Source organism: Polymorphospora rubra, assembly GCF_018324255.1.
In the GTDB taxonomy this organism is placed as follows: domain Bacteria; phylum Actinomycetota; class Actinomycetes; order Mycobacteriales; family Micromonosporaceae; genus Polymorphospora; species Polymorphospora rubra.
Genome location: NZ_AP023359.1, coordinates 6,390,766 through 6,410,453, shown reverse-complemented (window position 1 = coordinate 6,410,453; position 19,688 = coordinate 6,390,766). Strand labels below are relative to the sequence as shown.

19 protein-coding genes and 1 pseudogene are annotated in these 19,688 nt (G+C 74.9%); 11 read left to right on the top strand and 9 right to left on the bottom strand.

Annotated features, from left to right (window positions below; all coding sequences use genetic code 11):
• Positions 1-27: 27 nt before the first annotated feature.
• Together Prubr_RS28840 and Prubr_RS28835 are read left to right on the top strand one after the other, a co-directional pair.
• Positions 28-1,110, top strand: coding sequence for a golvesin C-terminal-like domain-containing protein (locus Prubr_RS28840; protein ID WP_246567780.1), 1,083 nt, complete (start codon positions 28-30; stop codon positions 1,108-1,110).
• A gap of 184 nt (positions 1,111-1,294) precedes the next feature.
• Positions 1,295-1,906 (top strand): DUF4328 domain-containing protein, encoded by a 612-nt coding sequence (locus Prubr_RS28835; protein WP_212818031.1) that lies wholly within the window; start codon positions 1,295-1,297, stop codon positions 1,904-1,906.
• Between the two features lie 94 nt (positions 1,907-2,000).
• Here the strand turns inward: Prubr_RS28835 and Prubr_RS28830 are convergent, their stop codons facing one another.
• Positions 2,001-2,357: an ArsR/SmtB family transcription factor gene (locus tag Prubr_RS28830; protein WP_212818030.1), complete on the bottom strand. Its 357-nt coding sequence runs from the start codon at positions 2,355-2,357 to the stop codon at positions 2,001-2,003.
• 53 nt (positions 2,358-2,410) lie between these two features.
• Here Prubr_RS28830 and Prubr_RS28825 point away from each other — a divergent pair, with 53 nt between their 5' ends.
• The 9 genes from Prubr_RS28825 (at position 2,411) to Prubr_RS28790 (ending at position 9,718) form a co-directional block, all read left to right on the top strand.
• A complete protein-coding gene (locus Prubr_RS28825) occupies positions 2,411-3,487 on the top strand; it encodes a cation diffusion facilitator family transporter (protein ID WP_212818029.1) in 1,077 nt (358 codons plus the stop codon).
• Positions 3,488-3,587: 100 nt separating this feature from the next.
• Positions 3,588-4,589, top strand: a complete 1,002-nt coding sequence (locus tag Prubr_RS28820) for an Acg family FMN-binding oxidoreductase (protein ID WP_212818028.1) — start codon at positions 3,588-3,590, stop codon at positions 4,587-4,589.
• A gap of 9 nt (positions 4,590-4,598) precedes the next feature.
• Positions 4,599-5,564: an Acg family FMN-binding oxidoreductase gene (locus tag Prubr_RS28815; RefSeq protein WP_212828661.1), complete on the top strand. Its 966-nt coding sequence runs from the start codon at positions 4,599-4,601 to the stop codon at positions 5,562-5,564.
• A gap of 174 nt (positions 5,565-5,738) precedes the next feature.
• Entirely contained in the window at positions 5,739-5,996 is a 258-nt protein-coding gene (locus Prubr_RS38340) for a hypothetical protein (protein WP_425517949.1), read from the top strand.
• A complete protein-coding gene (locus Prubr_RS28810; protein WP_425518069.1) occupies positions 5,879-6,202 on the top strand; it encodes an RrF2 family transcriptional regulator in 324 nt (107 codons plus the stop codon). The genes Prubr_RS38340 and Prubr_RS28810 overlap by 118 nt, the downstream gene beginning before the upstream one ends.
• Complete coding sequence (locus Prubr_RS28805; protein WP_212818027.1) at positions 6,199-7,251, top strand: ABC transporter substrate-binding protein; 1,053 nt, start codon at positions 6,199-6,201, stop codon at positions 7,249-7,251. The genes Prubr_RS28810 and Prubr_RS28805 overlap by 4 nt, the downstream gene beginning before the upstream one ends.
• Positions 7,248-8,036 carry an ABC transporter ATP-binding protein gene (locus Prubr_RS28800; RefSeq protein ID WP_212818026.1) on the top strand — a complete coding sequence of 263 codons (789 nt, stop codon included), beginning with the start codon at positions 7,248-7,250 and terminating at the stop codon, positions 8,034-8,036. Before Prubr_RS28805 ends, Prubr_RS28800 begins: the two co-directional genes overlap by 4 nt.
• Entirely contained in the window at positions 8,026-8,931 is a 906-nt protein-coding gene (locus tag Prubr_RS28795; RefSeq protein ID WP_212818025.1) for an ABC transporter permease, read from the top strand. Before Prubr_RS28800 ends, Prubr_RS28795 begins: the two co-directional genes overlap by 11 nt.
• Before the next feature lie 13 nt (positions 8,932-8,944).
• Positions 8,945-9,718 carry a sulfite exporter TauE/SafE family protein gene (locus Prubr_RS28790; RefSeq protein ID WP_212818024.1) on the top strand — a complete coding sequence of 258 codons (774 nt, stop codon included), beginning with the start codon at positions 8,945-8,947 and terminating at the stop codon, positions 9,716-9,718.
• 629 nt (positions 9,719-10,347) lie between these two features.
• Here the strand turns inward: Prubr_RS28790 and Prubr_RS28785 are convergent.
• From Prubr_RS28785 to Prubr_RS28755, 8 genes and pseudogenes are all read right to left on the bottom strand, one after another.
• Positions 10,348-11,106, bottom strand: a complete 759-nt coding sequence (locus Prubr_RS28785) for an SDR family oxidoreductase (protein WP_212818023.1) — start codon at positions 11,104-11,106, stop codon at positions 10,348-10,350.
• Positions 11,103-11,891 (bottom strand): enoyl-CoA hydratase/isomerase family protein, encoded by a 789-nt coding sequence (locus tag Prubr_RS28780; protein WP_212818022.1) that lies wholly within the window; start codon positions 11,889-11,891, stop codon positions 11,103-11,105. Before Prubr_RS28780 ends, Prubr_RS28785 begins: the two co-directional genes overlap by 4 nt.
• Positions 11,892-12,075: 184 nt before the next feature.
• Complete coding sequence (locus Prubr_RS37785; protein ID WP_343221515.1) at positions 12,076-13,245, bottom strand: AMP-binding protein; 1,170 nt, start codon at positions 13,243-13,245, stop codon at positions 12,076-12,078.
• Between the two features lie 134 nt (positions 13,246-13,379).
• Positions 13,380-13,847: pseudogene (locus tag Prubr_RS37780) on the bottom strand (AMP-binding protein); the annotation flags it as partial.
• A gap of 47 nt (positions 13,848-13,894) precedes the next feature.
• Complete coding sequence (locus Prubr_RS28770; RefSeq protein WP_212818020.1) at positions 13,895-15,856, bottom strand: CocE/NonD family hydrolase; 1,962 nt, start codon at positions 15,854-15,856, stop codon at positions 13,895-13,897.
• A complete protein-coding gene (locus tag Prubr_RS28765; protein ID WP_212818019.1) occupies positions 15,853-16,725 on the bottom strand; it encodes an ABC transporter ATP-binding protein in 873 nt (290 codons plus the stop codon). Before Prubr_RS28765 ends, Prubr_RS28770 begins: the two co-directional genes overlap by 4 nt.
• Positions 16,722-18,728 carry a dipeptide/oligopeptide/nickel ABC transporter permease/ATP-binding protein gene (locus Prubr_RS28760; RefSeq protein ID WP_212818018.1) on the bottom strand — a complete coding sequence of 669 codons (2,007 nt, stop codon included), beginning with the start codon at positions 18,726-18,728 and terminating at the stop codon, positions 16,722-16,724. Before Prubr_RS28760 ends, Prubr_RS28765 begins: the two co-directional genes overlap by 4 nt.
• A complete protein-coding gene (locus Prubr_RS28755; protein WP_212818017.1) occupies positions 18,725-19,672 on the bottom strand; it encodes an ABC transporter permease in 948 nt (315 codons plus the stop codon). Before Prubr_RS28755 ends, Prubr_RS28760 begins: the two co-directional genes overlap by 4 nt.
• Between the last annotated feature and the right edge of the window lie 16 nt (positions 19,673-19,688).

The window sequence follows — 19,688 nt, the reverse complement described above, 5'->3', positions numbered from 1 at the left end:
CCCCCACCCCCACGGCAAGGAGAATCGATGTCCCTTCCCCCGCTGTCCCGGCGTGCCATGATGCGCGGCGCGGTGCTGGTCGGTGTCGGCGCCGCCACCGGCGGCCTGCACACCCTGACCTCGAGCCCGGCCCACGCCGCCGTCGCCCGCCCGACGATGCACGGCACCGCCTCCTGGGGTGCCCGGGCACCGCGTACGCCGGTCAGTCTGATCAGCGGCCGGCCGAACAAGGTGATCATCCACCACACCGCGACCGCCAACCAGACCGACTACTCGCTGGCCCGCGCCCAGTCGCTGGCCCGCGCCGTGCAGAACTTCCACATGGACAGCAACGGCTGGATCGACAGCGGGCAGCAGTTCACCGTCAGCCGGGGCGGGCACATCATGGAGGGCCGGCACCGCAGCATCGAGACCCTGAACGGCGGGACCAGCTTCGTCTTCGGCACCCACGCCGGGGCGCAGAACAACCAGTCGATCGGCATCGAGAACGAGGGCACGTACATGACGGTCGGCCCGACGACCGCCCTCTACAACTCGCTGGTGAACCTGGTCGCCTACACCTGCCAGCAGTACGCGATCCCGGCCAGCCAGATCTACGGCCACCGTGACTTCATGGCGACCGCCTGCCCCGGCGACGTGCTCTACGCCCGGCTGCCGCAACTGCGCGCCGACGTGGCGGCCCGGCTGGCCGGCAGCGGCGGCGGGTTCACCGCGGTCGTCGACAACACCACCGCGGGCCGGTTCACCGCCAGCGGCAACTGGGGCACGTCGAGCTTCTCCACCCAGCGGCACGGCACCGACTACCGGTTCGCCGACCCGGTGCTGGCCAGCGACACCGCCTGGTTCAAGGTGAACATCCCCAGTGCGGGGACGTACCAGGTCGACGCCTGGTGGGCGGCCAACGCCGGCTACAACAGCTCCACGCCGTACATCGTGGCCACCAGTGGCGGCAACCAGACGATCCGGATGAACCAGCAGATCAACGGCGGCCAGTGGCGCAACCTGGGCAGCTTCCACCTCAACGCCGGCGACTACAACGTGGTCGGGGTCAGCCGCTGGACCTCGGCGGCCGGCTACGTCATCGCCGACGCCGTCCGCGTCCGCAACTGACGCCCGCCCACCCTCCCCCGCGATCTTGCACTTGTCTCCTCCATTCGCCGGTTTTGCCCGGCGACAAGTGCAAGATCGCGGGAGGGTCGGGTGGGTGTCCGGTATCCGATCCACCCGGGCGACGGCGGGCGGGCGCGCCTAGCGTGCGGGACGCACGACCACGCCGTCCGAAGTGGAGCGCCCGTTGACCGTCACCGTTCCCTACGCCGAACCCGCCGCGTCGCCCGCCCGGCCACGGCCGCCGCGGATCCTCGGCCGGTTCGCCCTGGTGTCCGGAGTGGCGCTCACGGTGTCGATGGTCGCGGGAGCCGTGTTCACGCTGTTGCCCGAGCCGCACCTGCACGGAAATCTCGTGTCCGACTTCCTCGACGCCCCGCCCCCGCAACGGCTCGCGATGGCGCTCCTGGCCGTGGCGACGGTCGGTGTGGGGTCCGGCGGGCCCGCTGCGGTCGTGCTGCACCTGGCCTGGGTGTACCGGCTGCACCGGTACGTCGACGCGGTGCGCGGCGCGGATCCCGGCCGACCGGCATGGACGACGCCGCTCGGCCGGCTCGCCCCGGTGGCGAACCTGGTGCCGGGTCCGTTGACCCTGGCCCGGGTCGCCGCACGGGCGTCGGGAAGCCGCCGGCCGGCGGTGCTGGTCTGGGCCTGGTGGGCCGGGTTCGTGGCCGCGACGCTGTCGTTCGCCTTCGGCAGGGGCGCCGGGGGCGGCCCGCTGATCCTGCTCCACCTCGTCGCCGGCGGCCTTTTCGTCGCCATGCACCTCGTCCTGTCCCGGCACACCGCCGACCGGTGACGTCGGGCTTCAACATCCTCGTGATCAGGGACGGCGTACCCCGGCACACCGGCGACACACCGGGGCAGGTCCCTGATCACGCGGATCTTGGTGGTCAGTCGTGGTCGGGGTGGTTGGCCAGCTGGTGGTCGGCCTGGGAGAGGGCTTCGGCGATCACCGCCCGGACGTGGCCGCCCCGGGTCCGGTAGAGCACCCGGCGGCCGTCGCGGCGGGACGCCACCAGGCCGGCCAGACGCAGTTTCGCCAGATGCTGCGAAACCGCCGGCCGGGCGACGCCGAGGGCCGCGGTGAGCGTCGCGACGTCGTGTTCGCCCTGGCGCAGCTGCCACATCAGGCGCAGCCGGGTCGGGTCGGCGAGCATCCGGAAGGCGGTGGCGGCCGCCTCGAACTGGGCCTCGGTCGGGTCCTGATGCCCATCGTTGGCAGTTGCCGCGTTGTCGCGTGCGTACATGAGCACATATGGTGTCACGGTCGCCACGCGGGTACGACGCCGGGAGGCACCCGATGCACCACGACCACACCCACCCACCGGACCGGCACCCCGGCCCCGACCACGGGCACCCCCACGACCACCAGCACGGCGGCGGCCACGGCCCCGGCCACGGCGGCGGGTGGTGGGCACGGGTCCGGCACGCCGTCACCCCGCACACCCACGACTCGGGTGACGTCGTCGATCCGGCGCTCGAGGCCAGCCGGCGCGGGATGCGGGTGCTCTGGTGGTCGTTCGCGGCCCTGATGGTGACCGCGCTGGCCCAGGTCGCCGTGGTGATCCCGACCGCCTCGGTGGCACTGCTCGGCGACACCGTGCACAACTTCGCCGACGCGCTGACCGCCGTACCGCTGGCGATCGCGTTCCTGCTCGGCCGCCGCGTGGCGACCCGCCGGTTCACGTACGGGCTGGGCCGGGCCGAGGACCTGGCCGGGCTGTTCGTGGTGCTGGTCATCGCCGGCTCGGCGGTGTACGCCGGCTGGGAGGCGCTCGACCGACTGCTCGACCCGCGGCCGGTGCGCTATCCGGGCTGGGTGGCGCTCGCCGGCCTCGTCGGCTTCGTCGGCAACGAACTGGTGGCCCGGTGGCGGATCCGGGTCGGCCGGGAGATCGGTTCGGCCGCGCTGGTGGCCGACGGGCTGCACGCGCGTACCGACGGGTTCACCTCGCTGGCCGTGCTTCTCGGGGCCGGCGGGGTCGCGGTCGGCTGGTGGTGGGCGGACCCGGTCGTCGGGCTGGGGATCACCGCGGCGATCGTGGCGGTGCTCTGGTCGGCGGTACGCGAGGTCGCCGGCCGGCTGCTCGACGGCGTCGACCCGGCGGTGACGGCGGCCGCGGAACGGGCCGTCACCGCCACCCCCGGGGTGGTACGCCTCGACGGGCTGCGGCTGCGCTGGGTCGGTCACACGCTGCGGGCCGAGGTGGAGGTCGCCGTCGACGGCGGCCTGCGGGTCGCGGCGGCGCACCGGATCGCGCACGACGTCGAGCACGCGCTGACGCACGCCGTACCGCGGTTGACGGCCGCGACCGTGCACCCGCACCCGGCCGGCGCCGACGACCCGGACCGGCTCGCGCTCACCGGGAGTAACTGAACGGGGGCCGGGAGGTACGAGCAGAAGGGGTCTTCCGGCCCTGCCGGGAACCGGCCGCCGGCGCGAAGGTGGAGGCACGTCCACCCGCAGGAGGCCACCGATGTTCGAGCCTGTCGACCTTCCCGGCAGCGCCACCGCACAGGTTCTCGCCACCGCGGCGTGGCACGCCATGCACGCCCCGTCGGCGCTGAACACCCAGCCCTGGCGGTGGCGGGCGGCGGCCCGCACCCTGGAGCTGCGCGCCGACCTCGACCGGCAGCTCACCACGACCGACCGGGAGGGCCGGCTGCTGCACCTGGCGTGCGGCGCCGCGCTGCACCACGCGTACGTCGCGCTGCTCGCCGACGGCTGGCAGGTGCGGATCGCGCTGCGGCCGGACCCGGCCGACGACCCGAAGCTGCTGGCCCGGGTCACCCTGATCGGCCGGGGCATGCCGGGCGCGACCGCGACCGCGCTGCGGGACGCGATCGGCCGCCGGCGCACCGACCGCCGGGCGTTCGCCGACACCCCGGTCCCGGCCGTCCTGCTCGACCGGCTGCGCCGGGCCGTGGAACTGCACGGGACGTACCTGCACCTGGTCCGCCCCGACCAGCTGCCGATGCTGGCCGTCGCCACCGCCAGTGCCGCCGCCGACGAGCTGGCCGACCCGGACTACCGCGCCGAACTGGCGTGGTGGACGACCCGGCCGGCGGGCAGCGGCGACGGCGTGCCGGCGACGTCGGCGGTGCGGCAGGCGCCACGCCGGGTCCCGGTACGCGACCACACGATCGGCCGCCACGTCCCCGGGCTCGAGGTCGGCGCCGGCACCGACCGGGGCGCGTCGTACGGGATCCTCTTCGGCAGCACCGACGAGCCGGAGGCGTGGCTGCGGGCCGGTGAGGCGCTGTCGGCGCTGTTGCTGAGCGCCACCGACGCCGGACTGTCCGCGGCCGTGATCAGCGACCCGTTCGAACGGGAGTGGCCCCGCCACCTGGTGGGCGAGCTGCTCGCCGCGGTCGGTACGCCGTACCTGGCGGTCCGGATCGGACTGCCGGTCGAGGCGGCACCGCTGCCGGCCACGCCGCGCCGCGACCCCACCGACGTCATCGAGATCAGCGGGTAGGCGGCCATGCTGACCACCACGTACACCGCGGCCGACCTGCGGACGGCGGTGGCCGCCGCGGTCCGGGCGCCGTCGATGCACAACACCCAGCCGTGGCGGTTCCGGCTGCGTGACGGCGCGATCGAGCTGCTGGTCGACCCCGCCCGGCGGCTGCCGGTCGGCGACCCGACCGGCTGGGCGGCGCGGATCGGGTGCGGGGCGGCGCTGTTCAACCTGCGGCTCGCGCTGGCCGTCGCGGGCCGGCCCGGTACGGTGCGGCTGCGGCCGTACCCGGCGGAGCCGCTGGTCGTGGCCCGGGTGGTGCCCGGCCCGCCGCGCCCGGCGACCGCGACCGAGCAGGCGCTGTTCGCGGCGGTTCCCCGCCGGCACAGCAACCGGGCCCCGTTCTGGCCGGTGCCGGTCTCGCCCCGGCAGCGCTGGAAGCTGGTCGAGGCGGCCCGCGCGCAGGACGCCAGACTCGAACTGCTCGTCGGGGCCGCGCCGGTCGGCGCACTGGCCGAGATCGCGCACAGCGCCAACCGGGTGCTGGCGTCCGCGCCCGGCTACGCGGCGGAGGTACTGAGCTGGACCCGGCACGCCGACGCCGACGACGGGGTGCCGGTCGGTTCGGGCGGGCCGGCCACCGAGCCGCAGGATCTGCTGCCGGGCCGCCCGTTCGGGGTGAAGACCCGCGCGCCGGGCCGGGACTTCGAGCCCGAGCCGGTGGTCGCGGTGCTCGGCTCGCCCCGGGACACCGCCGCCGACCAGATCGCCGCCGGTGAGGCGCTCCAGCGGGTGCTGTTGACCGCCACCGACGCCGGGCTGGCCGTGTCGATGCTGTCCCAGCCGATCGAGGTGCCCGGTGCCCGCGAGCAGCTGCGGTTGGCGCTCGGCGGCCGGGTCGGCGTACCGCAGATGGTGCTGCGGGTCGGGTACGGCCAGCCGGGCTGGCCGACGCCGCGCCGCCGCCCCGACGAGGTCGTCGACGAGCGGTAGCCGCCACCTTTCGCCGGCCCCGCGTCCCAACATCTGAACGCCTTCTTGACCCCTTCGCCCACTCAGTCCACTGTTCCTATCAATCAAGTAGGGAAAACAGGGATTGGAACCGGCGATGCGATGTCAGCGCTAGCCACGGCGGTGCGGACGTCGCGCGAGAAGGAGCACAGCGCCGTGCATGTCTCGGCCCGCAGCGACTACGCCGTACGGGCGATGCTCTCCGTGGCCGCCGACCCGGCACACCTGGCGAAGGCCGCGGACCTCGCCGCCGACCAGGCCATCCCGCTGAGCTTTCTCCAGGGATCCTGCTCGACCTGCGTCGGGCCGGGCTCCTGCACAGCCAGCGTGGGGTCGACGGCGGCTACACACTGGCCCGGCCCGCCACGGCGATCTCGGTCGGCGACGTCCTCCGGGCCGTCGGCGGCACGCTGACCACCGTGCGCGGCCTGCCCGCCGAACGCGCCACCTACCACGGGGTCGCGGCCCGCCTCGGTGGTGTCTGGCTGGCGGTCAACGGCGCCATCGAGGCCATCGTCGACACCACCAGCCTCGCCGACCTGCTCACCGGACGTTCCGTACCCGCTCCCCCGGCGGGCACGACACCCCCCGTACCAATGACGAAACAGGAGATGGAATGACTCCGCGCAGCATTCGCATGCTCGCCGCGACCGCGGCCGCGTTACTGGCGACGACCGTCCTCGCGGCCTGCGGTGGCGATTCGGAGTCCGGCGGCGCCACCAAGCTGCGGCTGGGCTACTTCCCCAACATCACGCACGCGCCGGCGCTGGTGGGTGTGCAGAACAACATCTTCAAGGACAAGCTCGGCGACATCTCGCTGGAGACGACCACCTTCAACGCCGGCCCGTCGGCGATCGAGGCGCTCTTCTCCAACGCCATCGACATCACCTACATCGGCCCCAACCCGGCGATCAACGGCTGGTCGGAGTCCAAGGGCACGGCGCTGCACATCATCGCCGGCACCACCTCCGGCGGCGCGGCCCTGGTCGTCAAGCCCGAGATCAACTCGGTCCAGGACCTGCGCGGCAAGAAGATCGCCACGCCGCAGCTCGGCAACACCCAGGACGTCGCGCTGCGCTACTGGCTCAAGCAGCAGGGGTTGAGCACGGACACCACCGGCGGTGGCGACGTGTCGATCACCCCCACCCCCAACTCGGAGATCATCACCGGGTACGGCAGCGGCGCGCTCGACGGCGCCTGGGTGCCCGAGCCGCACCTGAGCCGGCTGATCCTCGAACACGGGGCGAAGGTCCTCAAGGACGAGAAGGAGGAGTGGCCGGGCGGCGAGTTCGTCACCACCCACCTGATCGTCCGCCAGGAGTTCCTCGAGAAGAACCCCGACGTGGTCAAGAAGTTCCTCGAGGGCCACGTCGCCGCGGTCGACTACGTCAACGGCAACCGCGAGGCCGCCGCGACCGCCGCCAACGCGCACCTGCAGGCCCTGTCCGGCAGCTCACTCAAGGACGACATCCTCGCCGCGTCGTTCGCCAACCTGACGTTCACCGTCGACCCGATCGCCCCCTCGCTGTACGGCAGCGCCCGGCACGCCGAGGACGTCGGCCTGCTCGACCCGGTGGACCTGAACGGCATCTACCACCTCGGCCCGCTCAACGAACTGCTGAAGGCCGCCGGCAAGCCCGAGGTCAGCGGAGAGGGAACAGCTTCGTGAGTCTGGTCGACCAGACCGCCGTGGGGACGGCCGGCCGCACCGACGTGGCCGTCCGTCTCGACGGCGTGTCCAAAGCATACGGTCGGGGCAAGTCCGCGCTGCTCGCGCTGGACAAGGTCTCCCTCGACGCCCGGCGCGGCGAGTTCGTCTGTCTGCTCGGCGCCTCCGGCTGCGGCAAGAGCACCCTGCTGTCGCTGGTCGCCGGGCTCGACGCGGCCTCCGGCGGCACCATCGACACCGGCGGCCACCGGGTGTCGCTGATGTTCCAGGAACCGGCCCTGTTCCCCTGGCTGACCGTGGCGAAGAACGTCGAGATCGCCATGCGGCTACGCGGCGTCGGCCGCGACGAGCGGCGCCGGCGGGCCGAGGAACTGCTGGAGACGGTGCGGCTGACCGGGTTCGCCCGCAAGCGGCCGCACGAACTCTCCGGCGGCATGCGGCAGCGGGTCGCGCTCGCCCGGGCCCTGGCGCAGGACGCCGACGTCCTGCTGATGGACGAGCCGTTCGGCGCGCTGGACGCGATGACCCGCGACATCCTGCACGACGAACTGGAACGGATCTGGCGGGAGCGGTCGCTGACCGTCCTGTTCGTCACCCACAACGTCCGCGAGGCGGTCCGGCTCGGCGACCGGGTCATCCTGCTCAGCAGCCGGCCCGGCCGGATCATCGAGGACTTCCCGGTCGACCAGCCCCGACCGCGCCGGATCGACTCGCCCGAGGTGGCCGAACTCGCGGCGACGATCACCGACCGGCTGCGTACGGAGGTGTCCCGCCATGCCCACTGAATCCCCGGAACTGGAGAAGGCGCCGGCCGCCGGCCGGACCGCCACCACCGACCAGGTCGCCGGCCTCGACGCCCTCGAACTCGGGCCGGCCAGCAAGGAGGGTCGGGCGGCCCGGCTCGGCCGGAAGGCGTGGCAGTCGCTGTGGCCCAAGCTCCTGGCCATCGCGCTGGTCGTCGCCGGCTGGCAGATCGTCTACCTCACCGAGTGGAAGCCGCCGTTCGCGCTGCCGGACCCGCTGACCGTCTTCGAGGACATGCGGGAACTGATCCCGACCGCCGAGTTCGCCCGGGCGATCGGCATCACCATGCAGCGGGCCGTGATCGGCTTCCTGATCGCGGTCGTCATCGGCACCCTGATCGGGGCGGCGGTGGCCCGGTTCCGGCCGCTGCGGGCGGCGATCGGCTCGCTGATCACCGGGCTGCAGACGATGCCGTCGATCATCTGGTTCCCGTTCGCGATCCTGCTCTTCCAGATCAGCGAGACGACCATCATGTTCGTCGTCATCATCGGTGCCACGCCGTCGATCGCCAACGGCCTGATCAGCGGCATCGACTACGTGCCACGGACCTGGCTGCGGGTCGGCAAGGTGCTCGGCATGCGCGGGCTCAACCTCTACCGGTTCCTGATCCTGCCGGCGTCGCTGCCGTCGTTCGTCAGCGGGCTCAAGCAGGGCTGGGCGTTCGCCTGGCGCAGCCTGATGGCCGGTGAACTGCTCGTCATCGTCGCCGGGCAGGGCTCGATCGGTGTGCTCATGCAGGGTGCCCGGGAGTTCAACAACGCGCCCCGGCTGCTGTCCTGGATCATCGTCGTACTGGTCATCGGCATCCTGGTCGACATCCTGTTCAACGCGTTCGACAACGCGCTGCGCAAGCGCTGGGGCCTGACCCAGAGTTGAGCGAGCCGGTGCCGTGAGCCTGTACGAACTGGCCGCGGCGGTGGGGCTGGGGGCCCTCGCCGCCGCGGTCGGCACCCCGACCGGGGTGTCCGGCGGACTACTCCTGCTGCCGGTGCTGCTGACCGTCTTCGGGCTGGGCGGCACCGTCGCCAGCGCCACCAACCTGCTGTTCAACGTCGTCTCGACCCCCGTCGGCATCCTCCGCCAGCCACGGATCGACCGTACGCTGACGAAGCTACTCGTCGGCGCGGCGACGCCGGCTGCGGTCGGCGGGGCACTGGTCAACGTCTTCCTGCTCGGCGACTCCCCCGCCTTCCGGATGCTGGTGGCCGTGCTGCTGGTCGCCGTCGGCGCCAGCCTGCTGGTGCCGCGCCGCCGCTCCCCCGGCACCGACGACAGGTTGTCGCCGGCGACCCGGCGGACACTGCTGCTGACCGGCGTCGCCAGCGGCCTGCTCGGCGGCTTCTACGGGCTCGGCGGCGCGGTGCTGGCCGCCCCCGCCGCGCTGCTGCTCACCGGCTGGCCGGTGGCCCGCGTCGCCGGCGCCGCCCTGGTCACCACCCTGACCGTGTCGGTGACCGGCCTGGCCACGTACGCCACCCTCGACGTCGCCGGGCAGACCACCGTCGACACTCCACACTGGCCGCTCGGCCTGGCGCTCGGCGCCGGCGGCCTGGTCGGTGGCTGGTTCGCCGCCCGGTACGGCGGACGCCTGCCGGACCGGCTGCTACGCCGTACGCTCGCCGTCCTGGTCACACTCGGCGCCCTACGCCTGGTCTTCGGCTGACGGGGGGTGGGCGTGGCGCGGCGGCCCCGAGCTTGACCGGCGGTGGCCGGTGGCGGTGGCCGGGGTGGTGGCGGCGGGCGGCGGTGGCCGGCGGTGGCAAGGGCGTCCGCGCTGCCGGGGCGGGCCCGGGCGACCGGCCGGGGGCGGATACCGCTGTGCCGGTCCACAGCGAATTCGGCGTATCCACAGCGAACTCGCTGTGGACCGAAACAGCAATCCCGCCCGGAAAGGACCCGCGCCCGCCTTCGCCGGCCGCAACCGGTCCGGTGCCCCGGCCGCCCAGGGCGCTGTCCGGCCGGCGGCGCGCACCACCGGCAGGAGTTCAACGTCGGGCTCCGCTACACGCCATGGGTTCCCGCCGTCCGGCGGCGCGCACGACCGGCAGGGGTTCAACGTCCGGCTCGGCTACACGCCCTGGGTTCCCGCCGTCATGATCGTCTGCGGTTCAGGCACTCCCGCACCGGCGTGTCGGGTGTCTGAACCGCAGACGATCGAGGCCGCACCGACACCGCCCGCCACACCAGCACCGCCCGCCACACCGACACCGCCCGCCGCACCAGCACCGCACCGCACCGCACCAGCACCGGCCACCGGCGGCGACCAGGCACCGGCGCCGACCGAGGCAGCCGCTAGCGCAGGCTGGAGCCGATACCGATGCCGCCGTCGACGTCGAGGACCACACCGGTGACGAAGGCCGCCTCCTCCGCGCACAGGTACGCGGCCGCCGCCGCGATCTCCGCCGGGCGGCCGATCCGCCGGGCCGGCACCCGACCGGTGAGCTTGTCGCGGGCGCGGGCGTCCATCGAGGCGAGCATCGGGGTGTCGATCAGTCCGGGGGCGATGACGTTGGAGGTGACGCCGTGGCCGGCGCCCTCGAGCGCGATGGTCCGGGCCAGGCCGACGACGCCGGCCTTCGCGGCGGCGTAGTTCACCTGACCGAAGTTGCCCCGCCAGGACATCGAGGACAGGGACAGGATGCGGCCGTACCCGCGCTGCTTCATGTGGCCGAAGACGGCGCGGCCGCAGTGGAAGGCGCCGCGCAGGTTGACGTCGACGACGGCCGTCCAGTCGTCGTCGGTCATGAACTCCAGCCGGCTGTCGCGGAACACCCCGGCGTTGTTGACCAGCACGTCCACCTGCCCGAAGGTGTCCAGCGTGGACTCGAACCAGGTCCGCACCGCGGCGGCGTCGGCGACGTCGACCGTCGACGGCACGACGGCGGCGCCGGTGCTGTCGGCGATGGCGGCGGCGACCTCCTTGACCGCGACGGCGTTGCGGTCGCCCAGGGCGAGGCTCGCGCCCTCGGCGGCCAGCCGCTCGGCGATCGCCCGGCCCAGCCCCTGCCCCGCGCCGGTGATCATGGCCACCCGGCCGGTGTAGCGGTTCATCCGTGCCCCTCTCCCGATGACTTTCCCAGGAACCCGTCCAGGGCGGCCCCCATGTCGGTGGCCGCCCAGTGGGCACCGAACGCGGCCAGTTCGGCGGTCAGGGCCGGACCGGCCGGCAGGTCGCGTACGTCGTACAGCAGGTTCTTGAACCTGGTCTGGGCCGGGCCGGCGGCGGCCCGCAGCCGTTCGACGGTGGCCGCGACCAGGTCGTCGAAGCGGTCGGCGGCCGCCACCGCGGAGACGAACCCGGATGCGGTGAACGCCTCGGCCGGCAGCAGCTCGCCGGTGAGCGCCAGCCACCGGGCCAGGGGTTCGCCGACCCGGCGCGGCAGCCGGACGCTCGATCCGGCGGCCGGCAGCAGCCCGTTGCGGACGTGGCCGTCGCCGATCAGCGTGCCGGCGCGGGCGACCACGACATCGCAGACCAGGGCGAGTTCCAGGCCGCCGGCGACCACGTGCCCGTGTACGGCGGCGACGACCGGTTTGCCGAGCCGCTCGATCCGGTCGAAGCAGGCGGACACCCGCCCGAGGAAGTCGAGCGGGTCGCCGCCGGTGACCGCGACGGACCGCAGGTGGCGCAGGTCGGCGCCGGCACAGAAGCTCGGCCCGGTTCCGGCCAGCACGACGACGGCGGTGTCCGGGCTGTCGGCCGCGTCGGCGACCGCCGAGTCCAGCGCGGACAGCAGGGCGGGGTCGATGGCGTTGCGCCGCTGCGGCCGGTTGAGCCGCAGCCAACGGACCTGCCCCCGCTGCTCGACGAGCACCGGCACGGCGGCGCCGCCCACCGGCGGGACCGGGCCGGCGGCACCCCCCGCCCGCGAGGCCGGGCCGACGCCACCCCCCGCCCGCGAGGCCCGGCCGGCACCCCCCGACCGCGAGGCCGGGCCGGCGGCACCCCCGCCCACACGCCCGGATCGGTGGCGCCGCCGGCCGGCGGGTCCGCGGCGGCGAGCGCCCGGTCGGCGGCCATCAGGCGCCGCCACCGGCCGGCGCGGGGGTGGGCACGGCGGGCGCGGCGGGCCGGGGCACCACACCGTCGCCGGCCGACCCCGGACCGGCGGCGTCGAGTTCGGCGCGGCGGCGGGCCCGCAGGACGAACCGCTGGATCTTGCCGCTCGGGGTCTTCGGCAGCGCGTCGACGAAGTGGACGGTGCGCGGATAGGCGTGCGCGGCGAACCGGGTCTTGACCCACCGCTGGAGTTCCCCGGCCAGGTCGGCCGATGCCCGCGCCGGGTCGCGCAGCACGACGTACGACTCCAGCACCTCGCCGCGGACCTGGTCGGGTACGGCGACGACGGCGCACTCGACCACCGCCGGGTGGGTGCACAGCACCGACTCGACGTCGAACGGGCCGATCCGGTAGCCGGCCATGATGATGACGTCGTCGTCGCGGGCCGAGAAGTGGAAGTAGCCGTCGTCGTCGACGGTGCCGGTGTCGCCGGTCAGATACCAGCGGCCGTCGGCGGTGAACTTCTCCCCCGTCGCCGCGGCGAACCGCGGGTCGGTCCCGGCCGCCCCGGTGGCGCCGTCGGCCGGTACGCCGTACCCGGTGAACCAGGCCAGCGGGCTCGCGGCCCGGTCGATGGCGATCCGGCCGAGGACGCCCGGTGGGGCCACGTCGTCGCGGTCCGGCCACAGCACCGCCGCCGACCAGCCCGGCATCGGCTGCCCCATCGAGCCGGGCCGGGGCGGCCGGCGCAGCAGCGGATGGTGGTGGTTGTTGATCAGCATCCCGGCCTCGGTCTGGCCGTAGTGGTCGTAGACGAGCAGCCCGAGGGCGTCGCGCGCCCAGGCGTTGACGTCCGGGGTCAGCGGCTCGCCGGCGCTGGACGCGCAGCGCAGCCGCAGTCCGGCCGGGACCGGCAGGTCGGCCGCCCGCAGCGCCCGGTAGACCGTCGGCGCGGCGGTCAGGTTCGTGACTCCGAACCGGTCCAGCACCTGCCAGGTCGACGCCGGCGAGAACCCGCCGCGCAGCAGCACGCTGGGCACACCGAGGGTGAACGAGCCGAGGATGCCGAAGTACAGGCCGTACGCCCACCCGGGGTCGGCCGCGCACCAGTAGACGTCGTCGGGGCGGACGTCGAGCCCGAACTCCGCGTACGCCCGGAAGCCGGCCAGCGCCACGGTCGGCACGACCACGCTCTTCGGCCGGCCGGTGGTGCCGGAGGTGTAGATGTGGATGATCGGGGCGGCGCCACCGAGCGCGGCGGCCGGCCACCCGGGGGCTGGGCGGCGAGCAGGTCGGCGAAGTCGAGGTCGGGTGCGGCGGCCCCGCCGACGACGACGGTGCGCCACGGCGGGTCGGCCGGCGCGCCGTCGCCGGTGGCGAGCTTGCTCCGCTGGTCGGCGTCGCAGACCAGCACCCTCGCCCGGCTGTCGGCGAGCCGGTCGAGGATCGCCGGGGCGGCGAAGGCGGTGAACAGCGGCACGTGGACCGCGCCGAGCCGCCAGATGCCGAGCAGCGTCACCAGGTATTCGACGCTCTTGCCGAGCAGGGTGGCGACCCGGTCGCCGGGTTCGACGCCGAGCCCGGCCAGCGCGGCGGCGCAGCGCTGCGACCGGTCCCGCAGCTCGCCGTAGGTGAGCACGGTGTGGGACAGGTCGGGCTCGACGACCGTGTACGCGACCGCGTCGGCGGGGTGGTCGTCGCAGAGCAGGGCGGCGACGCTGGCGTCCGGGTCGCCGTACCGGGCCAGCAGGTCGTGGACGTGGGCGGTCAACCGGTCCGGGGTGGATGTCATCGGACTTCCTCTCGGTCGCAGTTCCAGGATTCGAGGGCCGGTGCCGTTCAGGCGGTCCAGCGGCGGGCGAAGGACTCGACGCCGTCGACGGTGACCCGGCCGGTCGCGGCGGCCGAGTCGGCGGTGACGTGTACGCCCACCTCGACGACGACCGTCTCGCCGGTGCTCATCCGGGCGGTCGCGGTCGAGGTGGCGCGCAGGTGCGCCGCCGCCGGGTGGTGCCGCTGGGCGGTGGCGGCGACCGTGGTGTCCACCTCCAGGACGTGCTCGCGCTGCGGGGCGTACGCGGCGACGTCCTCGCCGAGGGTGATGGTGACGCCGTCGCGGATGAGGTCGCGGGTGACGTCCCAGCGCGGGGTGCCGCGCAGGTGCAGTGACGCGGCGCCGGCCGGCGGCGGTCCGGGTACCGGCGGGGTCGCCGGCGTGCCCTCGGTCTCCGACACCACCGGCAGGGCCAGCGAGAGCCGGGTGAGCCGGGTCTCGGTGGGGGCACCGGGCCAGTGCCGGGGGAAGTCGGTCCCGGCGACGACGACCCGCAGCCGGTGGCCGGCCGGCAGCCGGTACGCGGTCGGCACGAGGACGACCCGGACCGGGCCCGGGGGCGGGTTGGACACCCGGCCGGCGGTGATCAGCGTGGAGCGGCCGTCGGGGTCGACGTCGGTCAGCTTGACCACCAGGTCGCCGGGGGTGCCGGCGACCTCGACGGTGACCACCGGCCGGCCGGCGACCAGCACCGGGGCGGCCAGCGGGTCGCCGGTGAAGGCGAGCGCGCGCATGTCGTCGTCGTGCTGGTCGAGCGGCAGGCCGAAGCCGGTCGTCGGGATCCCCCACAGCCCGCTGAGCGCCCCGACGGTCGGGTCGGCCCGGACCGTGCCGACGACCTGCCCGGCGTCGGCGTCGGGTCCGTCGTCGGCGGCCGGGCAGAGCCCGCCGTCGGCCGTGCCGGCCAGGGCGAGTTCCTTCGCCGGCGGCGGCCACGACTCGTACGCCCGCCACCCCGGCCCGGCCGGGCCGGTGGCACCGTCCCCGGTCGTACCGTTCCCGGCCCGGCCGGGTGGGCCCTGCACGAAGACGGTCGCCGCCGGTTCGTCGCCGGTGGCGGTGTCGACGCCGCGCAGCCACCGGTCCCACCAGCGCAGCGCCAGGGTGTGGAAGTCGACCGGTTCGAACGGCGACTCGTGCGGCGGGGTGTGCATCCATGGGCCGGCCAGCAGCTTCTTCGGCCCCGACAGCTGTTCGAAGGCGCGCACCGAGCCGTCGCAGAACAGGTCGCGCCAGCCGGCGACGCAGAACGCCGGCACCTCGACCGGTGCCGGGTCGACGGCCCGTTCCCGCCACACCGGGTCGCCGGGTCCGTGCCGGTGCAGGTCCAGCAGGTACGGCTCGGCGTGCTCCAGCCGGCGCCGCCAGCGCCGCTGCTCGGCGACGGTGTCGTGGCCGTGCAGCGGGGGCAGCAGCTGGCTGAGCAGGGTGCTCAGGCCCCACATGCCGAGCGAGCCGAGGCAGCCGCGGGCGCCGTGCGGGTGCACGAAGTCGTACTCGGGGTCGATCATGCCGAGCACCGGGATGATCGCCCTGAGGGCGGGCGGCCGGCGGGCGGCCGTACGCAGGGACATGACGGCGCCGTACGAGACGCCCCACATGCCGACCGCGCCGTCGCACCAGGGCTGGGCGGCGGCCCACCCGACGGCGCGGACGCCGTCGTCGGCCTCGGCCGGGTCGAAGGGTGGGCGGGGTTCGCCGTCGGACGAGCCGGTGCCGCGGAAGTCGACGAGCAGGCTGGCGTAGCCCCGCTGCGCGAACCAGTGGTAGGAGGCCCAGCCGCCGATGCCGCCGAGCCCGTCCTTGCGGTACGGCAGCACCGAGACCAGGGCGGGGACCGGGCCGGCGCCCTCGGGCAGGAACAGGTCGCCGGCCAGCGTCACCGCCGGGTCGTCGGTCGGGATGCGCACGTCGCGCACGACCCGTACGCCGTGTCGGGCGGGCGGTTCGCGGTCGCTGTCGGTCATGGTCGTTCGCTCCGTCCGGTGCTCGGCTTGTCGAGGGGGATGCCGTCCGCCGGGTCGGGTCGCCGGCCGGTGAGGGTCGGTACGGCGGCGAACAGCCGCCCGGCGTACGGGTGGGTGGGCCGGTCGATGACGGCGGCGGCCGGTCCGGACTCGACGACCTCGCCGCGGTACATCACGGCGACCCGGTCGGACAGGTAGCGGACCGCCTGGATGTCGTGCGAGACGAGCAGGATGCCGAGCCGGTGGCTGTGCCGCAGGTCGGCGAGCAGGTCGAGCAGTTGGGCGCGCAGCGAGACGTCGAGCGCGGAGGTGGGTTCGTCGGCGAGCAGGAACCTCGGTTCGAGGGCGAGCGCGCGGGCGATCGCGACCCGCTGCCGCTGCCCGCCGGAGATCTCGGCGGGCCGCCGGTCGACGACGGTACGGGCCAGTTGGACGGTGTCGAGCAGTTCCCGGACCCGCCGCAGCCGGCCGGCGTGGTCGCCGCGGCGCTGGATCCGCAGCGGGTCCTCGACGATCGCGCCGACGGTCAGCCGCGGGTTCATCGAGGAGGCCGGGTCCTGGAGGACCAGCCCGACGGTGCGGGCGATCAGCGCGCGGCGCTGCCCGGCCGGCATGGTCCACAGGCGCCGGCCGGCGAGGGTCACCTCCCCGGTGGTGGGCCGGTGCAGGCCGGCGAGCACCCTGGTCAGGGTGGTCTTGCCGGAGCCGGACTCGCCGACGACGCCGAGCACCTCGCCGGGCCGGACCCGCAGGCAGACGTCGCGCAGGGCGGCGACCCGGCGGCCGCCGCGGCCGCGGAACTCGACGCCGACCGCGTCGACGCCGAGCGGGGCGTCCTGCGTCGGCGCGGCGACCGGGGTGGGGTTCACCGGACCTCACCCCCGCCGGTCAGGGCGACCGGTTGCGGGCCGACCGGCAGCCCGGCGGGGTGGTGGCAGGCGAAGCCCCGTTCCCCGTCACCGGCCCAGACCGGGGCGGTGTCCCGGCAGCGCGCGGTCGCGTACGGGCACCGGCCGCTGAACCGGCAGCCGGCCGGCCACCGCCCGGGCTGCGGTACGGCGCCGGTGAGCGGCCGGTCGGCGCGGACCCCGCGTTCCAGGCTGGTGATCGCGGTGGCGAGCGCGCCCAGGTAGCGGTGCCGGGGGCCGGCCAGCACCGGGGCGACCGGGCCGGCCTCGACGATCTCGCCGGCGTACATGACGTTGATCCGGCTGGTGAGCTGGGCGACGAACGCCAGGTCGTGCGAGACCAGCAGCATCGACAGGCCGCGGCCGGCGGTCAGTTCGCGCAGCAGGCCGGCGATCTCGGCCTGGAGGGTGACGTCGAGGGCGGTGGTCGGTTCGTCGGCGAGCAGCAGGGCCGGGTCGCCGGCGAGCGCCATGGCGATCAGCACCCGTTGCCGCTGGCCGCCGGAGAGCTGGTGCGGATAGGCCGACAGCGTCCGGCCGGGATCGAGATGCACCCGCCGCAGCAGGTCGGCGGGGCGGTGCCGGCCGCTGTGCCGGCACACCTGGCGCAGCTGGGTGCCGACCCGCATGCCGGGGTTGAGCGCCGACAGCGCGTCCTGGTAGACCATCGCGAGGCCGGTGCCGAGCAGCTTGCGGCGCTCGCGGGCCGGCATGGTGGTCAGTTCCCGGCCGGCGAAGCGGATCGAGCCGGTGACCCGCGCGCCGGCTGGGAGGAGTCCCATGACGGCCAGCGTGGTCAGGGACTTGCCGGAGCCGGATTCGCCGACCAGGCCGACGCTCTCGCCCGGGTGGACGTCGAAGGAGACGCCGGAGAGGATCTCGGCGCCGCCGTGCGCGGCCGGGAAGCGGATGCCGAGGTCGCGTACTGCCAGCAGCGGTTCGCCGCGGCGGGCCGGCACGGTGGCGCGCGGCCCGGCCGGGGCCGCCGGCCCGGGACTCTCCGGTGTGGACGGACGCCGGGACCGGGCCGGTGCGCCGCCCGGTCCGGCGGCGACCGCGCCGCCGGCGCGGGCCGTCTCCCCCGGCGCGGTCGTGCCGAGTGCGGCGGCCAGGCCGTCGGCGAGCACCGACAGGGCGAGTACGGCGACCAGGGTGGCCAGGCCGGCGAAGGTGGTGACCCACCAGCCGCCGGAGGCCATCAGGTCGCGCCCGTCGTTGACGACGTTGCCCCAGGACGGTGTCGGTGGCTGCACGCTGAGGCCGAGGAACGACAGCGACGCCTCGGTGAGTACGGCGGTGCCCGCCAGTGAGCTGGTGAAGACCAGCACCGGGCCGGCGACGTTGCGGGCGACGTGGTGGGCCAGCAGCCAGGCGGGGCCGGCGCCCATGAACCGGCCGACGAGGACGTAGTCCTTGCCGTACTCGGCGACGACGGCGGCCCGGACGACCCGGGCGACGGCCGGGGCGAACAGCACGCTGAGCACCACGACGGTGGTGGGCAGGCCCGGACTGAGCAGGGCGGCCAGCGCCACGGCGAGCACGATGCCGGGGAACGTGACCAGCAGGTCGAGCAGCCATTCCAGCACCCGGCGCAGCGGGCCGGGGGCGAGCGCGGCGGCGGCGCCGACGACCGTGCCGGCGGCCAGCGCCAGCAGCGGGGTGACCAGGCCGGCGACGACCGAGACGCGGGTGCCGTGGATGATCCGGGAGAGCACGTCGCGGCCGTACACGTCGGTGCCGAACCAGTGCGCGGCGTCCGGCGGCGCGGCCAGCGGGCCGGTCAGGTTCCGGGTCGCCGGGTACGGGGCGACGGCCGGCCCGACGACGGCGAGCAGCACCAGGCCGGCGACGACGAACGCGGCGATCCTGGCGCCGGCCGGCAGGCGCCGCCAGAGGCCGGCGGTGGGGGCGGCGGCCAGCCGCCGCATGCGGCCGGCGAGCCGGCGGGCGGAGAGCGGCGTCATGTGCGGCTCCTCGGGTCGATGAGCATCGCGACGACGTCGGTGCACAGGTTGACGGCCAGGAAGACGGCGATGGTGACCAGGGCGACGATCCGGGTGACCGCGAAGTCGCCGTCGACCGCGGCGTTGACCAGCAGTTGGCCCATGCCGGGCAGGGCGTAGACGACCTCGACCAGCACGGCGCCGGCGAGCAGGTAGCCGACGTAGAGGCCGAAGACGGTCAGCGGGGTGACCAGCGCGTTGGGCAGCAGGTTGCGCCACAGCACCCGGGTGCGGGACAGGCCGGCGCCCAGCGCGGTGCGTACGTAGTCCTGGTCGAGCTGGTCGGCGACCGAGGCGCGGACCACCCGGACCAGGATGCCGGCGACGCCGAGGGCGAGGGTGACGGCCGGTAGCAGCAGGGTCGACAGCCACGGCCAGAGGCCGGCGGTGATCGGCTGGTAGCCGCCGGCGGGCAGCCAGCGCAGGTCGATCGCGAACGTGTCGATGGCGAGCAGGCCGACCCAGAACACCGGGGCGGCCAGGCCGACGGCGGACGCCGCGGTGATCAGCCGGTCCGGCCACCGGCCCCGGTACACCGCGGCGGTGATCCCGAGCCCGAGGGCGAGGATCGCGGTAACGGCGGCGGCCACCAGGGTCAGCGAGGCGGTCACCGGGAACGCCTGCGCGACGAGTTCGCCGATCGGCTGGCCGCTGCGGGCGGAGGTGCCGAGGTCGCCGGCGGACAGGTCGCGGACGAAGTCGACGTACCGGGCCGGCAGCGACCGGTCGAGCCCGTACTCGTGGCGCAGCCGCGCCAGGTCCTCGTCGGACAGGCCGGCGGCCTGGAAGCCGAAGCGGGCCAGGACCGGGTCGCCGGGGGCCAGGTCGACCAGGGCGAAGAGCAGGACGGAGGCGCCGACCAGCAGCAGGGCGCCGGAGGCCGCCCGCCGGGCGACGGCGGTCACGACGCCACCGCCGGCA

What these genes read in the sequence shown, in the direction of transcription:
- Prubr_RS28840 (WP_246567780.1), top strand. Translation starts at nt 28, where the DNA reads ATGTCCCTTCCCCCGCTGTCCCGGCGTGCCATGATGCGCGGCGCGGTG.
- Prubr_RS28830 (WP_212818030.1), bottom strand. Translation starts at nt 2,357, where the DNA reads ATGTACGCACGCGACAACGCGGCAACTGCCAACGATGGGCATCAGGAC.
- Prubr_RS28825 (WP_212818029.1), top strand. Translation starts at nt 2,411, where the DNA reads ATGCACCACGACCACACCCACCCACCGGACCGGCACCCCGGCCCCGAC.
- Prubr_RS28820 (WP_212818028.1), top strand. Translation starts at nt 3,588, where the DNA reads ATGTTCGAGCCTGTCGACCTTCCCGGCAGCGCCACCGCACAGGTTCTC.
- Prubr_RS28805 (WP_212818027.1), top strand. Translation starts at nt 6,199, where the DNA reads ATGACTCCGCGCAGCATTCGCATGCTCGCCGCGACCGCGGCCGCGTTA.
- Prubr_RS28795 (WP_212818025.1), top strand. Translation starts at nt 8,026, where the DNA reads ATGCCCACTGAATCCCCGGAACTGGAGAAGGCGCCGGCCGCCGGCCGG.
- Prubr_RS28785 (WP_212818023.1), bottom strand. Translation starts at nt 11,106, where the DNA reads ATGAACCGCTACACCGGCCGGGTGGCCATGATCACCGGCGCGGGGCAG.
- Prubr_RS28770 (WP_212818020.1), bottom strand. Translation starts at nt 15,856, where the DNA reads ATGACCGACAGCGACCGCGAACCGCCCGCCCGACACGGCGTACGGGTC.
- Prubr_RS28760 (WP_212818018.1), bottom strand. Translation starts at nt 18,728, where the DNA reads ATGACGCCGCTCTCCGCCCGCCGGCTCGCCGGCCGCATGCGGCGGCTG.